This is a genomic window from Rhizobium sp. 05L429, from assembly GCF_056397645.1.
In genome coordinates this window covers 51024-68213 of the sequence record NZ_JBFTNV010000018.1, presented here as the reverse complement: position 1 = coordinate 68213, position 17190 = coordinate 51024, and the positions used below count along the sequence as shown (strand labels likewise).

Sequence of the window (17190 nt, the reverse complement as noted above, 5' to 3'; positions counted from 1 at the left end):
TTTCCGCCAGTCACTTGGCCGGCGCGCCGTCGATGATGCGCAGCTGGATGCGGCGCGAACCCTGATAATGCTCGGCGCCGAGTGAGCCTGCGACATGCAGGTTGGCGCCGCGGGAATTGAGAAGAAGGTTGCCGAGCGGGGTCTCGGCAGCCCTGAAGGCGATGCCGTCGAGGCGCGTGCCATCCATCGCTTCCAGTGTCACCTTCACATGCCGCTCGCCGACGAGACGGGAATCACGAACACGATGCGCCGGTACGGCAAAGAGCGGCTGGGAATGCCCTGAGCCATAAGGCCCAGCCGTCTCCAGGCGATCGATGAGCTCGATCGTCGCGCCGCTTGCAGCGATCGCGCCATCGATCTTCAGCGTTTCATTGGCGACAAGGGCCGCCACCGTTTTCTGCGCCTTCTCGGTGAAGAAGCCGCGCAACAGGCCGAGCTTGCCACGTTCAACGGTTAGACCAGCCGCCATGGCGTGACCGCCGCCCTTGACGAGCAGCCCCTCATCGACCGCGGCACGCACCATCCTGCCCATGTCGAAGCCGTTAATCGAACGACCCGACCCGGTGCCCCTGCCGGAGGGATCGAAGGCAATGGCGAAGGCGGGACGCTTGAACTTCTCCTTCAGGCGCGCGGCAATCAGGCCGACAATGCCGGGATGCCATTTCTCGTGCGCCGTGACGATGACGGAAGCCCCCTCGCCGTCTCCATACTCTGCAAGCGCTTCGGCCTCGGCCTCCTGCAGCATGATCGCCTCCATGGCCTGCCGTTCGCGGTTGAGCTCATCCAGGCGCTGGGCAATGGCTTCAGCCTGGATCGCGTCATCGAGCGTCAGCAAGCGGCTCCCGAGTGCCGCATCGCCGATTCGTCCGCCGGCATTGATTCGTGGGCCGATCAGAAAACCGAAATGATAGGGCGTCACCGGCCCTGCCAGGCCCGCCTTGCGGAACAGCGCCGCAAGACCGGCATTGCTCTGGTGGCGCGCTGCGACCAGTCCTTTCACCACATAGGCACGATTGAGCCCCTTGAGCGGGACGACGTCACAAACGGTCGCGAGCRCGACGATATCCAACCACTGCAGCAGATCGATCGCGAGGATGCGCTTGTCGCCGGCCTCACGCAGCAGGCGCAAAGTCGCGACCAACACCATGAACACGACACCGGCGGCGCACAGATGCCCAAGCCCCGAAAGATCGTCCTCGCGGTTTGGATTGACAAGGGAATGGCAGGGCGGCAGCTCGTGTGTCACCTGGTGGTGATCGATGACGACGACGTCTATGTTGCGGTCAGCAGCGGCCGCCAACGCTTCATGGCTGGTGGAGCCGCAATCGACGGTCACGATCAGGGTCGCACCGTTATCGATCAACTGGTTGATGGCAGTCGGGTTGGGGCCGTAACCTTCGAAGATGCGATCGGGAATGTAGATATGCGCCTTGACGCCGAAATGGGTAAGGAAGCGATAGATGAGCGCGGAAGAGGCCGCACCATCGACGTCGTAATCACCGAAGATCGCGACGGGCTCGCCATCACGGATCGCCGCGGCGAGACGCTTGGCGGCCTTCTCGCAGTCGGTCAGCTTGTGGGGATCGGGCATCAGGCTACGGATCGTCGGATCGAGGAATTCGACCGCCTCATCCACCRTCACGCCGCGCCCGGCAAGCACGCGGGCGATCAGGTCCGGCAGACCATGCATCTGCGACATGGCGAGCGCGCGATTCTGCCCCGCCTGATCGAGGCGCGAAACCCAGCGATTRTCGAGGACGGACTTTTCGACGCCCAAGAAGGCGCGCGGTACCGGATCGACCTGATCTGCCATGCCAAACTCCGCTTTCATCATCTGCCCTTTTTACAGATGCGGCACAGATAGCAAAGCGGTGATTTGAGGGCTGTGGATTACCGGAAAAGTGCCCAGGCAATCAAGCCGATGCCGAGGACCTGCACGAAGACGATCGAAAGCAGGATTAGGAGCGTGGCCCAATTCCGGCCTCGCGGCGCCTCGCACTCAAGGGCTGCTCCATGCGCTGTCGGATCAGATATAGGCAAGCCCGCCCGAGGACTCTCGATCTCCGCCCGAACATGATCATGCGTATGCTCGATGTTCCTCAACCCACGACTCCAACGACTCCCAGGTTGATTATATCTATATCTACATATCTGTTAATATAAATCTTCGTGAAGTGCTTTGATTAATAACAGAAAACCCGTCCGGGCGATCCCGGACGGGCTGAAGTGGTCCAAACCGGGACAAAGTGTCAGGATTCTTCCTTGGGACGCTCGATGCGGATCACCTGCGGCTCTCCAACGAGGTAGCCCTCTTCCTTGATTGCAGCGACCGCCTTTCGCACAGAATCCTCCATCGTCGCATGGGTGACGAGGATGATCGTCTGATGATGCGAAGGCGCCAGATGCTGCTTGGAACGCTGGACGATCGATTCCAGCGAAATCTGGTTTTCCGCCATGCGCGTGGCGACGCTGGCGAAGACGCCGGTGCGATCGAGGACGGTCAGGCGGATGAAATAACCGCCCTCGTGGCTCTGAATCTGCGCCTTGCGGTAAGGCTCCAGCGATTTGGCGGGATGGCCGAGAACGGGAACGCGCTGCGCACCCGGCTKGCTCTTGGCGATGTCGGCGATATCGCCAAGCACCGAGGATGCCGTGGCGCTGCCGCCGGCACCGGGGCCGACCATCAGCAATTCGCCGAGAATATCGGATTCGATTGCGACCGCATTGGTGACACCATCGACCTGGGCGATGACGGAATCGACCGGCACCATGGTCGGATGCACGCGCTGTTCGATGCCGGTATCCGTGCGCTGGGCGACGCCGAGCAGCTTGATGCGGTAGCCGAGATCGGCTGCGGCATGGATATCGTCGATCGAGATATTGGTGATGCCTTCGAGATAGATATCGTCAGCGGCGATCCTGTTGCCGAAGGCGAGCGTCGTCAGGATCGAAAGCTTGTGGGCGGTGTCGTTGCCTTCGATGTCGAAGGCCGGGTCAGCCTCGGCATAACCGAGGCGCTGGGCTTCCTTCAGGCAATCGGCAAAGGACAGGCCTTCCTTCTCCATCTTGGTGAGGATGTAGTTGCAGGTGCCGTTCATGATGCCGTAGACGCGCGAGATCGTGTTGCCCGTCAGCGATTCACGCAGCGCCTTGATAACAGGGATGCCACCGGCAACGGCCGCTTCGAAATTCAAGAGCGAGCCCTTCTCTTCCGCGATCGTCGCAAGCTCGACGCCGTGATAGGCAAGCAGCGCCTTGTTGGCGGTCACCACATGGAGACCACGGGCAAGAGCGGCGCGAACGGCCGTATTTGCAGCCCCTTCGGCACCGCCGATCAGCTCGACGAACACGTCGATATCGGCCTTTTCGGCCAGTTCTTCGGGACGCTCATACCAGGTGATGCCGGTCAGATCGATACCACGGTCCTTCGTGCGGTCACGGGCCGAAACTGCCGTAATCGTAATCGGGCGGCCGCAGGTGACTGCAAGTTCGTTGCTTTTCTGCCTGATGATGCGAACAAGCGAGGCACCAACGGTACCCAAGCCCGCAATGCCGATTTTGAGGGCATCTGCCATGGATAGATCCTGAAATGTCTAGTGAGAGACAGCCGCAAATCTGCGGCTGTCTTCGAGGTTGGAATTAACGGTGGGCGTTGAGCGAGATGACGTTGTGCATCGTCTCGTCTGCCGTCGACATGAACTTCTTGATGTTGCGTGCGGCCTGGCGGATGCGGTGCTCGTTTTCGACGAGTGCCAGACGCACGTAGTCGTCGCCCATCTCGCCGAAGCCGATGCCCGGGGCAACGGCGACGTCGGCCTTCTCGACCAGCAGCTTGGAGAATTCCAGCGAGCCGAGATGACGGAACTTTTCCGGGATTTTCGCCCAAGCAAACATGGTGGCGGCCGGCGGCGGAACGTCGAAACCGGCCTTGCCGAAGCTTTCGACCATGACATCGCGGCGACGCTTGTAGACGTTGCGGACTTCCGCAATGTCGGAACCGTCGCCGTTCAGCGCATGCGTTGCCGCAACCTGGATCGGCGTGAAGGCGCCGTAATCGAGGTAGGACTTCACCCGCGTCAGCGCCGCAATCAGCCGTTCGTTGCCGACGGCAAAGCCCATGCGCCAGCCGGGCATGGAGAAGGTCTTCGACATGGAGGTGAACTCGACCGCCACATCCATTGCGCCCGGAACCTGCAGAACCGACGGTGGCGGCTCGCCATCGAAATAGATTTCCGAATAAGCGAGGTCCGAAAGCACGATAATGTCGTGCTTTTTCGCGAAGGCGATGACGTCCTTATAGAAGTCGAGGCTGGCAACGAAGGCCGTCGGGTTCGACGGATAGTTCAGGATCAGCGCCAACGGTTTCGGGATCGAGTGGCGCACGGCGCGCTCGAGCGGCGGGAAGAAACTTTCGTCCGGCTCGACCGACATGGATCGGATAACGCCGCCGGCCATCAGGAAGCCGAAGGCATGAATCGGATAGGTCGGGTTCGGGCAGAGAATGACGTCGCCCGGCGCGGTGATCGCCTGCGCCATATTGGCGAAGCCTTCCTTGGAGCCGAGGGTGGCGACGACCTGCGTATCCGGGTTCAGCTTCACGCCGAATCGGCGCGCGTAGTAAGCAGCCTGCGCGCGGCGCAGACCGGGAATACCCTTGGAGGACGAATAGCGGTGGGTGCGCGGGTCTTGGACGACTTCGCAAAGCTTGTCGACGATCGCCTGAGGGGTCGGAAGGTCTGGGTTTCCCATGCCGAGATCGATGATATCGGCCCCGCCCGCTCGCGCGCTCGCTTTCAAACGGTTGACCTGTTCGAAAACGTAGGGCGGCAAACGCCGGACTTTGTGAAACTCTTCCATCTCTTTCCCCATGGAAATGCGGCCAGCTGACCGCTGTCGAAGCTCGTTCCGTCTCCCGGCATCTGCGATACGAGCTTCAGACTCGCAGCGCCGTATTCTTCTTCAACTTAACTGCGCGGCAAATCTTTGACGGAGAGGCCGCGCACGAAGCGCATTATCGGGAAAATTGTGTCTTCCGATCCATCCGGAAGGCTTTGCGTCCAAATCGCCTTAAAGGCAAGGCTTATTTGGTGATTTCGGAGAGCGTCGCGGCCCCGTGGTCGGCGGCAAGCGCGCGCATCTCAGCTACGCGGCGCTGATACTCCGCTTCCGAGATCGCACCCGACTGGCGCTTGGCGCCAAGGGCGGTCAACTGATGCTGCAGCTCGGCCGCCTGTTCGTCGCTCATCTGCACATTGGCGGCCGTCAGTGGCGCGCCGAATGTCGGGTAGCCGTCGCCCGGTTCCTTGGCAAGGCCGCCTTCGACCGCTTCGCCCTTGGAAGCCGGCATCACGACTGCGGTCGGCGCTGCCATGCGCTGGGCGAAGGCCTGCTTCTCCTCGGCGGTCTTGTTGCATCCGGCAAGCGCAAAGGCCATGGCCGCGGCCGCCGCGCAGATTGCTGCGGTGCGGGTGAAGGTCGCGATATGCCCAATGCCTGTCGTCGTCATGCCTGATGATCCAATCCTGCCTGCTTCGACTGTTAAATTCGTCGCAGCGACAAAGCAATAGCATGAGAGCGGTCGCGCGGAACTTGTTTTCTTCATCGCCGCAGATGTACAACGGACGAACAGTGGATGCCGCCGCCGGAGGAAGTGCGTGACCGACAGCAAGCGGGAGAATGGTGCCAAGGTGGATTTCGACGCCAAGGATCTCGATCCCTATCTCCTGAAGGATCCCGAGGCCATGGCGATGAACTTCGCCCGTGCGCTCGAAAATCTCGGCAAGGCCGCTTCGGCGTGGCTCGGCCCGCGCGAGCGCGGCGAAATCTCCGACACGGTCGTCGACCCTGTCACCGATATGGTGAAGACGCTCTCCAGGGTCACTGAATACTGGATCGCCGATCCGCGCCGCACCTTCGAGGCACAGACACAGCTCATGACCTCGTTCTTCGGCATTTGGATGAACTCCATGCAGAAGATGCAAGGGACCTCACCAGCAGTGGAGCCGGTCGCACGCGTCGACAAGCGCTTCGCCGACGAGGACTGGCAGAAGAATCCCTTTTTCGAATTTCTCAAGCAGGTCTATTTCGTGACTGCCGACTGGGCCGAAAAGCTGGTTGCCGAAACCGAAGGGCTCGACGAGCACACCAAGCACAAGGCCGGCTTCTATGTGAAGCAGATCACGGCAGCGCTCTCACCCACCAATTTCGTGGTCACCAATCCGCAGGTCTATCGGGAGACGATTGCGACCAGCGGCGAGAACCTCGTGCGCGGCATGAAGATGCTGACCGAGGATATTATCGCCGGCCGCGGCGAATTGCGTCTGCGCCAGACCGACATGACCAAATTCGCCGTCGGCCGTGACATGGCGCTGACGCCGGGCAAGGTGATCGCCCAGAACGAGATCTGCCAGGTCATCCAATACGAGCCATCGACGGAAACGGTGCTGAAGCGTCCGCTGCTGATCTGCCCGCCATGGATCAACAAGTTCTATATTCTCGACCTCAACCCGCAGAAATCCTTTATCAAATGGTGCGTGGATCAGGGACATACGGTCTTCGTCATCTCGTGGGTCAATCCTGATAGTCGTCATGCGCTGAAGGACTGGACCGCTTACGCAAGGGAAGGCGTCGATTTCGCGCTGGAGACGGTGGAGAAGGCGACCGGCGAGAAAGAGGTCAACGCCATCGGCTACTGCGTCGGCGGTACATTGCTTGCCGCAACCCTTGCCCTGCATGCCAAGGAGAAGAACAAGCGCATCAAGACCGCGACACTCTTCACTACGCAGGTCGATTTCACCCATGCAGGCGACCTGAAGGTCTTCGTCGATGAGGAGCAGCTCCAGGCACTGGAAGCACATATGCAGGAGCTGGGCTATCTCGACGGCTCGCGCATGTCGACGGCGTTCAACATGCTCAGGGCGAGCGAGCTCATCTGGCCCTATTTCGTCAACAACTACCTGAAGGGTCAGGAGCCCCTGCCCTTCGACCTGCTTTTCTGGAACGCCKATTCGACCCGCATGGCGGCGGCCAACCATGCTTTCTACTTGCGCAACTGCTACCTCGGGAATGCGCTGACCAAGGATGAGCTGGTCCTCGACGGCAAGACGGTGTCGCTGAAGGACGTCAAGATCCCGATCTACAATCTCGCGACGCGTGAGGATCATATCGCGCCGGCGAAATCCGTCTTCCTCGGCAGCCAGTTCTTCGGCGGCAAGGTGCAGTTCGTCGTGACCGGCTCCGGCCATATTGCCGGCGTCGTCAACCCGCCCGACAAGCACAAGTACCAGTTCTGGACTGGCGGCCCAGCCAAGGGCGACTACGATACGTGGCTTGCCAAGGCAAAGGAAACGGCGGGCTCATGGTGGCCGCACTGGCATGCGTGGATCGAGACCCAAGCCGGCGATCGCGTTGCTGCCCGCAAGCCGGGCGGCGCGGCACTCAACGCCATCGAGGAAGCACCCGGCAGCTATGTGATGGCGCGGAGCTGACGGCGGAAAAATTTTCCGCCGTCGAATTACCTCTCGCCGGGCGGGGATATACCAGCAACCGCAAGCCTTTGAAAAATAGCCTTCTCTAAATTATTGCGTCTCTTTTCGTCACATTCGAAGCAGATAGCAGTGACCGTAAACCAATTGGAAACCATAGTTCGTCATCCTTAAGAAACGGTCGCATGTCGCGGATAGGCCAAAATTCGGCCTTTTTGGGTAGTTAGCGGCTCCGGCATAGATCAGTTGTCAGTGCTGCCGGCCTGCGTAGCGCGTTTAGAAGACGAGTAGAGTATGGCGTTTGCGGTAGGGACGTTCAATAACGTCGCCCCTTTTGGCGGATCCGCTGTTCGTTCGGGCAGATCTCGCGGTTTACTCACCGGCATCGCAATCGCCGGACTTTTGGCCTCCACGTGGCTTGTCGGCACCGTTGCAACAATGCAATCCGTATCGATGCCCTTCTCGTCGCCGAAGGCGATCGCTCAGGTCACAGCGGCGCCGAGGACAGCAGCAGTTGTCGTCACGCATGAGCGGCTTATCCACGTCAACAAGGCTTCACGGCTTGCAGCATTCGATGCCAAGCCGGTGATGCCGTTGACGGCACAGTTGATCCAGTCTCACGCCGAGAAGACATCCGCCGCATCGAGCGCAAAGCTGGCGCTCACCAAGACCACTCGCCTACCCGTGGCTATCGCAGAAGCTCAGCCAGTTGCGATCTCCGACAATGCGCGCTTCAGCAAGGAAGATGCTGTCACGGCAGCGGCGCCCGCTGTCCAGACCGCTGCCGCCATGCCTGTCGAGAATGACGCAGACCGGATCATCATCCCATCGAAGGAGACCGTCGCTGCTGCCGAAATGCCGGCTATGCTCGCTCTGGCCGAAGCCGGCCCGCGCGTCATGCCTGCTCCCGTCGAGCCCCCGCTGGCAAGCAGCCCTGCTGCTCCCGCCGCAGGTAAGCCGGCAGAGGTGGAAGTCGCCGAAGCAGACGATGATGCACCGCCTTTCGGTCTGGTTCTCGCCCCGGATGAGGATTCCGTTCCGCTGCCGATGGCGCGGCCAGACGKTCTCGTCGGCAAGCCGGCGCCTGCCTCAAAGGGTTCGCAGCGTGCTGCCGAGCCTGTGCTTGCCTATGCAAAGCCGAACTCGCCGATCGAGGACGATGACGACGATGCGGTGCCGCGCTACGACAAGCCGGTCTTCACACCGCGGCTTCGCGCCGGCGTCGCAATCTATGATATCGAGAATGGCACAGTTTACCTGCCGAACGGCGAACGGCTGGAGGCCCATTCCGGCCTTGGCAAGATGCGCGACAATCCGCGCTTTGTGAGCCAGAAGATGCGCGGACCAACGCCGCCGCACACCTATAACCTGACGATGCGTGAAGCTCTGTTCCACGGGGTGGAAGCCATTCGTCTGACGCCGGTGCAGGGATCGGACGCCATTTTCAACCGTGTCGGCCTGCTCGCGCATACTTATATGCTCGGCAGGAACGGCGATTCCAACGGTTGCGTTTCCTTTAGGGATTACAAGCGCTTCCTGGCTGCCTACAAGCGTGGAGACATCAGGCAGCTCGTCGTCGTGCCGCGGATGAACAACAAGCCGGCTTCGACGCTCGCCTCGCTCTTCTCCTCACGCACCTAGAGCCTTTCCTGGTCAGATTGCAGCATTCTGTTGGCTCAAACGGAGTCGGATGGTCGACCGGCCGGCGCGCGTCGTAGCCCAGATCTACGGCCAAGCCGGCCGGTCGATCAGGCGGCCCGTTTCAGCCAACCCGAAGGGCCGGGCATCTTTCCGCCAGGATCAAAGGCGATCGGCTCGGACGTACCGAGGGGTATGCCCTTCGCCAATCGCCTTTGATCCTGACGAAAACCTACTCCGGCAGAATGCTGCAATCTGACCAGGAAAGGCTCTAAAGATTGGCCGCGAGGAAATCGGCGAGCGCCCGGCTCTCCGCTGAGAGGCGCGGCTTTCCCCTGACGAGCGCAAGTTCGGATGCCGGCTGCGGATCGAACCCGTCTGCCGCTCCAAGTTGACGATGTTCAGGCAAGACGGCATCCGACGGCAGCAGGCTGATGCCGAGGCCAGAGGCGACAGCCGCCTGAACTCCCATCAAACCCTGGCTCGTATAGGCGATGCGCCAGCGCCGTCCGCTGCGCTCGATGAAGCGGATCGCCCTCTCTCTGTAGATGCAGCCGACCGGGAAAACGGCAAGCGGAACAGGCTCATCCCGAACCAGTCGGCGCGTGCTCTCGACCCAGACCAGTTCCTCCTTCCAGCTCGCCAGACAGGCACCATCGCCGGGTTCTCGCTTGATCAGTGCCAGATCGATTTCACCCGTATCGAGAAGGCGGCGAAGCTCGACGCTCCAGCCGCTGACGGTGTCGAGCCTTATATGCGGTGAGGCAGCGGAAAAACCGGAGAGAAGATCGATGAGCCTGCGGCCGGCGAAATCTTCGGGAACGCCGAGCCTGACGGTCTTGGGCGCAGCGGGCTGGCGCATGACGTCCATTGCCTCTTCTGCTGTCGTCAGCAAGCGTCGGGCATAGCTCAAGAGAATTTCGCCCTCCTCCGTCGTCTGGATGCCACCTGTCGACTTGTCGCGCAGAAGCAAGGTGTGGCCGATGTTGGCCTCGAGCTTCTTGATCTGCTGGCTGACGGTGGACTGGGTAAGGTGAACACGCTCAGCCGCCCGCGTGAAGCCGCCGGCATCGACGACCGCTGCGAAGGTCCGTAGAAGATCGAGGTCGAAGGCGAAGATCATTCGATTTTCCACTATCTGTAATTATCACATTTAATTTCTCAATGACTCTGTTCTTTGTCAACATGCTGCAAATCATGGAGACGAGAGATGACACTTTCCGAAAACCGGCCGACCTGGCTGACGTTCGATTGCTACGGCACGCTGATCCAATGGGATGAAGGGCTGCTTGCCGCCATGGACACGATCCTGTCTGCAAAGGGCCGCGATATTGACCAGCCTGCCTTCATCGCTGTCTACGATCGCTACGAGCACGAGTTGGAACAGCAGAAGCCGCACCGGTCCTTCCGCCAAGTCACGGCCCTCGCATTGGAACTGGCTATGCAGGAATTCGGCCTGCCATTCCACGCCACCGATGCCGATTTGCTGACATCCTCGATCGGCCGGATGCCGCCCTTCCGGGAAGTCGTCGAAACACTCGACAAGCTGAAGGCTGCAGGCTTCAAGCTTGCCATCATCTCCAATAYGGATGACGCCATCATCGCCGGCAACGTCGCGCAACTCGGCGGCTTCATCGACCGGGTGATTACCGCGGAACAGGCGGAAGCCTACAAGCCGTCGCCACAGATTTTCCGGCATGCCTGGAAAACGCTCGGCATCGGCATGGAAGATCTCGTGCATATCTGCGCCAGCCCGCATCTCGACCTTGTGGCCGCGCGCGAACTCGGTTTTCGTGCCATCTGGGTCGATCGCGGCACGGGACGCAAACCGCTTGGCGACTATCGCCCCAACGAGATCGTGCCGACGCTCGACAAGGTGCCCGGTCTTTTTGGCGCAAACGGCTGGATGTAATTGACGCGATTGGAGACAAGACATGGCTCATGAACTGGACCTGGCGAAGGGACAGCCGGCGATATTGCGCAACCTGCCGCTCGATACCGAAGAGATCTGGCAGGCGCGTGTCGATCTGGCGGCGTGCCTTCGAATGGCGGCGCGGCTCGGGCTTGAGGAAGGCATCTGCAACCATTTCTCGGCAGTCGTGCCCGGCCATCCCGATCTCTTTCTCGTCAACAGGCTCGGCTGGGCCTTTCAGGAAGCGACCGCCTCATCGCTGCTGATCTGCGATCTAGACGGCAATGTCGTTGCCGGCGACGGCATGCCGGAGGCTACCGCCTTCTTCATCCATGCCCGCCTGCACAAGATGTCGCCGCGCGTCGGTGCGGCCTTCCATACGCACATGCCGAATGCGACAGCGCTCAGCATGGTCGAGGGCGATCCGTTCATCTGGGCCGGACAGACCGCACTGAAATTCTATGGCCGCGTCGCCGTCGACGAGAACTACAACGGACTGGCACTCGATGAGCGCGAGGGCGACAGGATCGCCGCTGTGCTCGGCGACAAGGACATCCTGTTCATGAAGAACCATGGTGTCATGGTCTGCGCGCCCAATATCGCCGAAGCCTGGGACGACCTCTACTATCTGGAACGGGCTGCAGAGGTTCAGCTCAAGGCGATGAGCACGGGGCGCCGGCTGGTGCCGGTATCCGAAGAGATTGCCGAACAGGCGGCAAAGCAGATGCGCGAAGGCGATCCGGAAAGTGCGCGCCTGCATCTCGAAAGCGTCAGGCGTGTTCTCGACCGGCAGGCGCCGGAATATCGGACCTAGGCCTTGCCTATCGCAGCCATGCGCCGATGCGCTCTACCGCTTCGGCGATCTCGGCCTCGGAACCGGCATAGGAGATGCGCAGGGTGCGCGGTCCTTCCACCGGATCGAAATCGAGGCCGGGCGTCGCGGCGACATTGATTTCCGCAAGCATGCGCCGCGCGAAATCCATGCTGTCATTGGTGAAGCGCGATACGTCCACATAGGCGTAAAAGGCGCCATCCATGGGCGAAGCCGGCGCAAGGCCGATCTTCGGCAGAAGGTCGAGCAGCAGTTCACGGTTGGCGGCATAACTTGCCTTGACGCGATCGAGCTCCTCACTTGCGTCGAGCGCTGCGGTGGCAGCGATCTGCGAAAGCTCCGGCGGCGAGATATAGAGGCTCTGGGCGACGCGCTCGATGGGGCGCACCAGCCGCTCGGGCAGCACCATCCAGCCGATGCGCCAGCCTGTCATGCAATAATATTTCGAGAAGGAATTGATGACGATCGCTTCGTCGGTCAACTCCAGCGCGCTCGCCTCCTCGCCGGCAAATGTCAGGCCGTGATAGATCTCGTCGGAGATGAAGGCGATGTCATTGGCGTCACAATAGGCGGCCAGCGCCTTCAGGCCTTCACGGCCGGTGACGGTGCCGGTCGGGTTTGCGGGGCTTGCAAGCAGCACGCCCTTCAGCTTCACGCCCTTCTCTGATTGGATCGCTTCAAGGCTCTCCGGCGTCAGCGTGAAATGCGTTTCCGATGTGACAGGCACTTCGACCACATCAAGGCCAAGAGCGCCGAGGATGTTGCGATAGGCGGGATAGCCCGGCCGGGCGATTGCGACTGCATCGCCGGCATCGAAGAGCGTCAGGAAGGCGAGATTGAAGGCAGCCGACGAACCGGTGGTAATCGCGATACGCGAGGGATCGATCTCAAGGCCGTGGCGGTTGCGATAGTGCCAGGCGAGCGCATGTTTCAGCCGCGCGGTGCCGAGCGCATCCGTATACCCGATGCGCCCTTCTGCGAGCGCCGCACGAGCGGCTTCAAGCGCTGCCTGGGGTGCGGGATGCGAGGGCTGGCCGACGGCCATGGAAATGACGGGGTGACCGCCTGCCCGCCGCTTCGTCGCTTCGGCCAGAACATCCATAGCGTGGAACGGTTCGACTTCGCTGCGTTTCGATATGGAAAACACGATCACTTCCTGCCTGGCTTCAGATAACGGCCAGACAATTGCCGCAATAATCGGCTCATCACAATCCCGAGAGGGCTTGGATCGGAGGAAAATTCCTGTTTGATGGCGGCCCGACGCGCCGTAATTTGGTGCAGACGCATCCAAGCCCATTAACCCGGCGATGGTATTTTTTGTTTGAAAACCCATCCGTCGACGACGAGGATACCATGGCCTTCTTCTCCAAAACGCTCACCGCGCTGGCGCTTGCAGCCTCCATCGCCCTTCCGGCTCAGGCATTTGCATTCGACGACCAGCAGAAGAAGGAACTGGGTGAATTCATCAAGCAGTACCTCATCGAAAATCCGGAAATCATGCTTGATGTGCAGGATGCGCTACAGAAGAAGCAGCAGATGGCTCAGCAGGTGAAGGCCACGATGGCGATCGAGAACAACACCGACGGCATCTTCGATTCCAAAAATGACGTGACGCTCGGCAACCCCACGGGCGATGTCACCGTCGTCGAATTCTTCGATTACAATTGCACCTACTGCCGCCATGCCCTGCCCGACATGCAGGCGCTCCTGAAGAAGGATAAAAACGTCCGCTTCGTACTGAAGGAATTCCCGATCCTCGGACCGGATTCGGTCGCGGCACATCGCGTTGCTGATGCCTTCCGCCGACTCGCGCCGGAAAAGTATAGCGATTTCCACGTGGCTCTGCTCGGTAGCGATGGCCGCGCCTCGGAGGACACCGCGATCCAGGTTGCCTCTTCTCTTGGCGTCAGCGAAGACAAGATCCGCGCGGAGATGAAAAAGAACCCGAACGATGACATCATGCAGGCGACCTACCAGCTCGCCGCCAATCTCGGTATCAGCGGTACACCATCCTATGTGATCGGCAACGAAATGGTGCCCGGCGCCGTCGGCATCGACGATCTCGAAGCCAAGGTGAAGAACATGCGGGCCTGCGGCAAGACGAGCTGCTGAACCCGCGCCCATCAAATCGCCTAAATCGAAGCGCTTCAGCCATGTGGACAAACATGGCGCGGCGTCCCCTGCCGATTCTGTAAGGGCTTTCAATAAGCCCGCGTGGAGTCTATAGGTGGCGCTCGCGCATTCCCGTGCCTTTGCCGCCGAGAGGCTGTCACAGGACGCGATGAATACAGTGAACCGCGTAACGGTCGTCTGATCCGGAGAGGATCAACAGCCGGTGCGCCAAACGGAACATTCGATGACGCAAACGATTTTTGTCCTGAACGGGCCCAACCTCAATATGCTGGGCAAGCGAGAACCTGGCATCTATGGCGGCAAGACGCTCAAGGACATCGAGGCGGACTGCAAGGCTGCAGGCCGCGAACTCGGTTTCGACATCGATTTCCGGCAGAGCAACCACGAAGGCACGCTGGTGGACTGGTTCCACGAAGCGGATGAAAAGGCCGTCGGGGTTGCCATCAATGCAGGCGCCTATACGCACACGTCGGTCGCGCTGCATGATGCGATCCGCGCTATTTCCATTCCCGTCATCGAGCTCCACATATCCAATGTGCATGCACGGGAAGAATTCCGCCACAAGTCGATGATCGCCCCGGCATGCAAGGGCGTGATCTGCGGCTTTGGGCCTCACAGCTACATCCTGGCGCTCCACGCGCTGAAGAACATCACAGCATAAGAAGAAGACAGGGCAACACTCATGGCTGAAAAGAAATCCGCTATCGATCAGGCACTGATCCGCGATCTCGCCAACATCCTGAAGGACACCGATCTGACCGAGATCGAAGTCGAACAGGAGGATCTGCGTATCCGCGTTTCGCGCGCAGGCACGCCCCAGTATATCCAGGCACCGATCGCAGGCCCTGCCTATGCGGCGCCGGTTGCGGCAGCCCCGGTGGCTGCTGCGGTCGCAGCTCCGGCTGGCCGTAACCCGGCCAACACCGTCAATGCGCCGATGGTCGGCACGGTCTACATGGCTCCCGCACCGGGCGCGCGCGCGTTCATCGAAGTGGGCGCCACCGTCAAGGAAGGCCAGACGCTCCTCATCATCGAAGCGATGAAGACGATGAACCAGATCCCCTCGCCCAAGTCCGGCAAGGTCACGGAAATCCTCGTCGAAGACGGCTCGCCCGTCGAATACGGCCAGCTGCTCGTCGTCGTCGAATAAGGCTTTGCCAATGATTTCGAAGATCCTCATAGCCAATCGAGGCGAGATCGCCCTTCGCGTGCTGCGCGCCTGCAAGGAGCTCGGCATCGCAAGTGTGGCCGTGCATTCGACGGCTGATGCCGACGCCATGCATGTGCGCCTTGCCGACGAGAGCGTCTGCATCGGCCCTCCGCCGTCGCGCGAAAGCTACCTCAACATCCACCAGATCGTCGCAGCCTGTGAAATCACCGGCGCCGACGCCGTGCATCCGGGTTACGGCTTCCTGTCGGAAAATGCCAAGTTCGCCGATATCCTCGAAGCACACGGCATCACCTTCATCGGCCCGACGGCGGAGCATATCCGTCTCATGGGCGACAAGATCACCGCCAAGACGACCGCTCAGGAACTCGGCATTCCTGTTGTCCCCGGCTCCGACGGTGAGGTAAAGACAGAAGAAGACGCACTGAAAACGGCGGCCGAAATCGGCTATCCGGTGCTGATCAAGGCAACGGCCGGCGGCGGCGGACGCGGCATGAAGGTCGCCAAGACCGAAGCCGACCTGATCGAGGCATGGTCGACGGCCCGCACCGAAGCGGCCGCAGCCTTCGGTAACGATGCCGTCTATATGGAAAAGTATCTCGAAAAGCCGCGCCACATCGAAATCCAGGTGTTCGGCGACGGCGAAGGCAATGCGGTCCATCTTGGCGAACGCGACTGCTCGCTGCAGCGCCGTCACCAGAAGGTCTGGGAAGAAGCCAATTCTCCCGCCCTCAATGTCGAGCAGCGCATGAAGATCGGCCAGACCTGCGCCGACGCCATGAAGAAGCTGAAATATCGCGGCGCCGGCACGATCGAGTTCCTCTACGAAAACGGCGAGTTCTATTTCATCGAAATGAACACCCGCCTGCAGGTGGAACACCCGGTCACGGAAGCCATCACCGGCATCGACCTCGTGCATGAGCAGATCCGTGTCGCCTCGGGCGGCGGTCTCTCCGTCACGCAGGACGAAGTGCACTTCCAGGGCCATGCCATCGAATGCCGCATCAATGCCGAGGACGCGCGCACCTTCGTGCCCTCGCCCGGTACGATCACGCATTTCCACGCACCTGGCGGTCTTGGTGTTCGCATCGATTCCGGCGCCTATCAGGGCTACAAGATCCCGCCTTACTACGACAGCCTCATCGGCAAGCTGATCGTCCACGGCCGCACGCGCGTCGAATGCATGATGCGTCTGCGCCGCGCCCTCGATGAATTTGTCGTTGACGGAATCAAGACGACGCTGCCACTGTTTCAGGATCTCGTTTCCAACCAGGATATCGCCAACGGCGACTATGATATTCACTGGCTGGAAAAGTATCTCGCCAACAGCAAGCCGGCAGCATAGGACAGGAATGGCAGGAGCGCGCAGGAAGTCACCAGGTATTACCCCGGAAATCCTCCTGCGCGCCTATTCGATCGGCCTCTTTCCCATGGCCGAATCCGCCGACGATCCGGAAATCTTCTGGGTCGAACCGGATGTCCGCGGCGTGCTGCCGCTCGACGATCACTTCCATATTTCCAAGAGTCTTCGAAAGACGATCCGGCAGAAGCCCTTCGACATCCGCTTCAACGGTGACTTCGATGCTGTCATTACCGCCTGCGCGAGCGAGACATCCGATCGCCCGAGCACCTGGATCAACGAGACCATCAGGACGCTCTATTCCGCCCTGCACCGCATGGGTCACGCCCATTCCGTCGAAGCCTGGGACGGCAATGAACTCATMGGCGGACTCTACGGCGTCTCGCTCGGCTCTGCCTTCTTCGGGGAAAGCATGTTTTCGCGGCGGACCGACGCTTCGAAGATCTGTCTCGTGCATCTGGTGGAACGCTTGAAGCAGAAGCACTTCACTCTGCTCGATACGCAATTCACGACGGAACATCTGAAGACATTCGGGGCGATCGACGTGCCGAAGGCGGACTATGCACTGCTGCTTGCCGCGGCGATGGAGTCACCACACCTTAAGTTTTAAGGTTGAAATCCTCATCCTAGCGTTGATTTTCCAGCCACTGCAATTAAGGTTGG

The 17190-nt window shown here is 60.5% G+C and carries 15 protein-coding genes; 9 read left to right on the top strand and 6 right to left on the bottom strand.

Translation table 11 applies throughout. From position 1 onward, the window contains the following. Positions 1-10: 10 nt before the first annotated feature. The 4 genes from recJ to AC1DNW_RS19570 form a co-directional block, all read right to left on the bottom strand. Positions 11-1813, bottom strand: coding sequence for a single-stranded-DNA-specific exonuclease RecJ (gene recJ, locus AC1DNW_RS19585; protein ID WP_477854101.1), 1803 nt, complete (start codon positions 1811-1813; stop codon positions 11-13). 436 nt (positions 1814-2249) lie between these two features. Then, on the bottom strand, positions 2250-3575 hold the full coding sequence (locus AC1DNW_RS19580; RefSeq protein ID WP_477854100.1) for a homoserine dehydrogenase: 1326 nt from the start codon (positions 3573-3575) through the stop codon (positions 2250-2252). A 64-nt stretch (positions 3576-3639) separates the two neighbouring features. Continuing rightward, positions 3640-4857, bottom strand: coding sequence for an LL-diaminopimelate aminotransferase (locus AC1DNW_RS19575; RefSeq protein ID WP_113295665.1), 1218 nt, complete (start codon positions 4855-4857; stop codon positions 3640-3642). Positions 4858-5080: 223 nt separating this feature from the next. Beyond that, a complete protein-coding gene (locus AC1DNW_RS19570) occupies positions 5081-5506 on the bottom strand; it encodes a hypothetical protein (protein WP_113310190.1) in 426 nt (141 codons plus the stop codon). Positions 5507-5654: 148 nt separating this feature from the next. Here AC1DNW_RS19570 and phaC point away from each other — a divergent pair, with 148 nt between their 5' ends. Continuing rightward, positions 5655-7487: a class I poly(R)-hydroxyalkanoic acid synthase gene (gene phaC / locus AC1DNW_RS19565; RefSeq protein WP_477854099.1), complete on the top strand. Its 1833-nt coding sequence runs from the start codon at positions 5655-5657 to the stop codon at positions 7485-7487. A 291-nt stretch (positions 7488-7778) separates the two neighbouring features. Continuing rightward, positions 7779-9125, top strand: coding sequence for a DUF2778 domain-containing protein (locus tag AC1DNW_RS19560; RefSeq protein WP_477854098.1), 1347 nt, complete (start codon positions 7779-7781; stop codon positions 9123-9125). A 268-nt stretch (positions 9126-9393) separates the two neighbouring features. Here AC1DNW_RS19560 and AC1DNW_RS19555 read toward each other — a convergent pair whose 3' ends face one another. Further along, entirely contained in the window at positions 9394-10245 is an 852-nt protein-coding gene (locus tag AC1DNW_RS19555; RefSeq protein ID WP_113311624.1) for a LysR substrate-binding domain-containing protein, read from the bottom strand. 87 nt (positions 10246-10332) lie between these two features. On the opposite strand from AC1DNW_RS19555, the gene AC1DNW_RS19550 reads away from it, so the two are divergent. Next, a complete protein-coding gene (locus AC1DNW_RS19550; RefSeq protein WP_477854097.1) occupies positions 10333-11034 on the top strand; it encodes a haloacid dehalogenase type II in 702 nt (233 codons plus the stop codon). A 22-nt stretch (positions 11035-11056) separates the two neighbouring features. Then, positions 11057-11848, top strand: coding sequence for an aldolase (locus AC1DNW_RS19545; RefSeq protein WP_113311622.1), 792 nt, complete (start codon positions 11057-11059; stop codon positions 11846-11848). 7 nt (positions 11849-11855) lie between these two features. On the opposite strand, the gene AC1DNW_RS19540 is transcribed toward AC1DNW_RS19545, so the two are convergent. Then, on the bottom strand, positions 11856-13013 hold the full coding sequence (locus AC1DNW_RS19540; RefSeq protein ID WP_113311621.1) for an aminotransferase class I/II-fold pyridoxal phosphate-dependent enzyme: 1158 nt from the start codon (positions 13011-13013) through the stop codon (positions 11856-11858). 206 nt (positions 13014-13219) lie between these two features. Here AC1DNW_RS19540 and AC1DNW_RS19535 point away from each other — a divergent pair, with 206 nt between their 5' ends. The 5 genes from AC1DNW_RS19535 to aat all read left to right on the top strand — a co-directional run bounded on the left by AC1DNW_RS19535 (position 13220) and on the right by aat (position 17137). Next, complete coding sequence (locus AC1DNW_RS19535; protein WP_113295674.1) at positions 13220-13978, top strand: DsbA family protein; 759 nt, start codon at positions 13220-13222, stop codon at positions 13976-13978. A 244-nt stretch (positions 13979-14222) separates the two neighbouring features. Further along, on the top strand, positions 14223-14660 hold the full coding sequence (aroQ, locus tag AC1DNW_RS19530; protein ID WP_007825196.1) for a type II 3-dehydroquinate dehydratase: 438 nt from the start codon (positions 14223-14225) through the stop codon (positions 14658-14660). Positions 14661-14681: 21 nt separating this feature from the next. Beyond that, positions 14682-15149 (top strand): acetyl-CoA carboxylase biotin carboxyl carrier protein, encoded by a 468-nt coding sequence (gene accB, locus AC1DNW_RS19525; RefSeq protein WP_113295675.1) that lies wholly within the window; start codon positions 14682-14684, stop codon positions 15147-15149. A 10-nt stretch (positions 15150-15159) separates the two neighbouring features. Further along, positions 15160-16512, top strand: a complete 1353-nt coding sequence (gene accC, locus AC1DNW_RS19520) for an acetyl-CoA carboxylase biotin carboxylase subunit (protein ID WP_113311620.1) — start codon at positions 15160-15162, stop codon at positions 16510-16512. Between the two features lie 7 nt (positions 16513-16519). Continuing rightward, positions 16520-17137, top strand: coding sequence for a leucyl/phenylalanyl-tRNA--protein transferase (gene aat / locus AC1DNW_RS19515; RefSeq protein WP_113311619.1), 618 nt, complete (start codon positions 16520-16522; stop codon positions 17135-17137). Positions 17138-17190: the final 53 nt, after the last annotated feature.

Bases quoted from the DNA above. Each gene is read 5' to 3' on its own strand.
- AC1DNW_RS19575 (WP_113295665.1), bottom strand. From the start codon at position 4,857: ATGGAAGAGTTTCACAAAGTCCGGCGTTTGCCGCCCTACGTTTTCGAA.
- AC1DNW_RS19570 (WP_113310190.1), bottom strand. From the start codon at position 5,506: ATGACGACGACAGGCATTGGGCATATCGCGACCTTCACCCGCACCGCA.
- AC1DNW_RS19555 (WP_113311624.1), bottom strand. From the start codon at position 10,245: ATGATCTTCGCCTTCGACCTCGATCTTCTACGGACCTTCGCAGCGGTC.
- AC1DNW_RS19545 (WP_113311622.1), top strand. From the start codon at position 11,057: ATGGCTCATGAACTGGACCTGGCGAAGGGACAGCCGGCGATATTGCGC.
- AC1DNW_RS19535 (WP_113295674.1), top strand. From the start codon at position 13,220: ATGGCCTTCTTCTCCAAAACGCTCACCGCGCTGGCGCTTGCAGCCTCC.
- aroQ (WP_007825196.1), top strand. From the start codon at position 14,223: ATGACGCAAACGATTTTTGTCCTGAACGGGCCCAACCTCAATATGCTG.
- accB (WP_113295675.1), top strand. From the start codon at position 14,682: ATGGCTGAAAAGAAATCCGCTATCGATCAGGCACTGATCCGCGATCTC.
- accC (WP_113311620.1), top strand. From the start codon at position 15,160: ATGATTTCGAAGATCCTCATAGCCAATCGAGGCGAGATCGCCCTTCGC.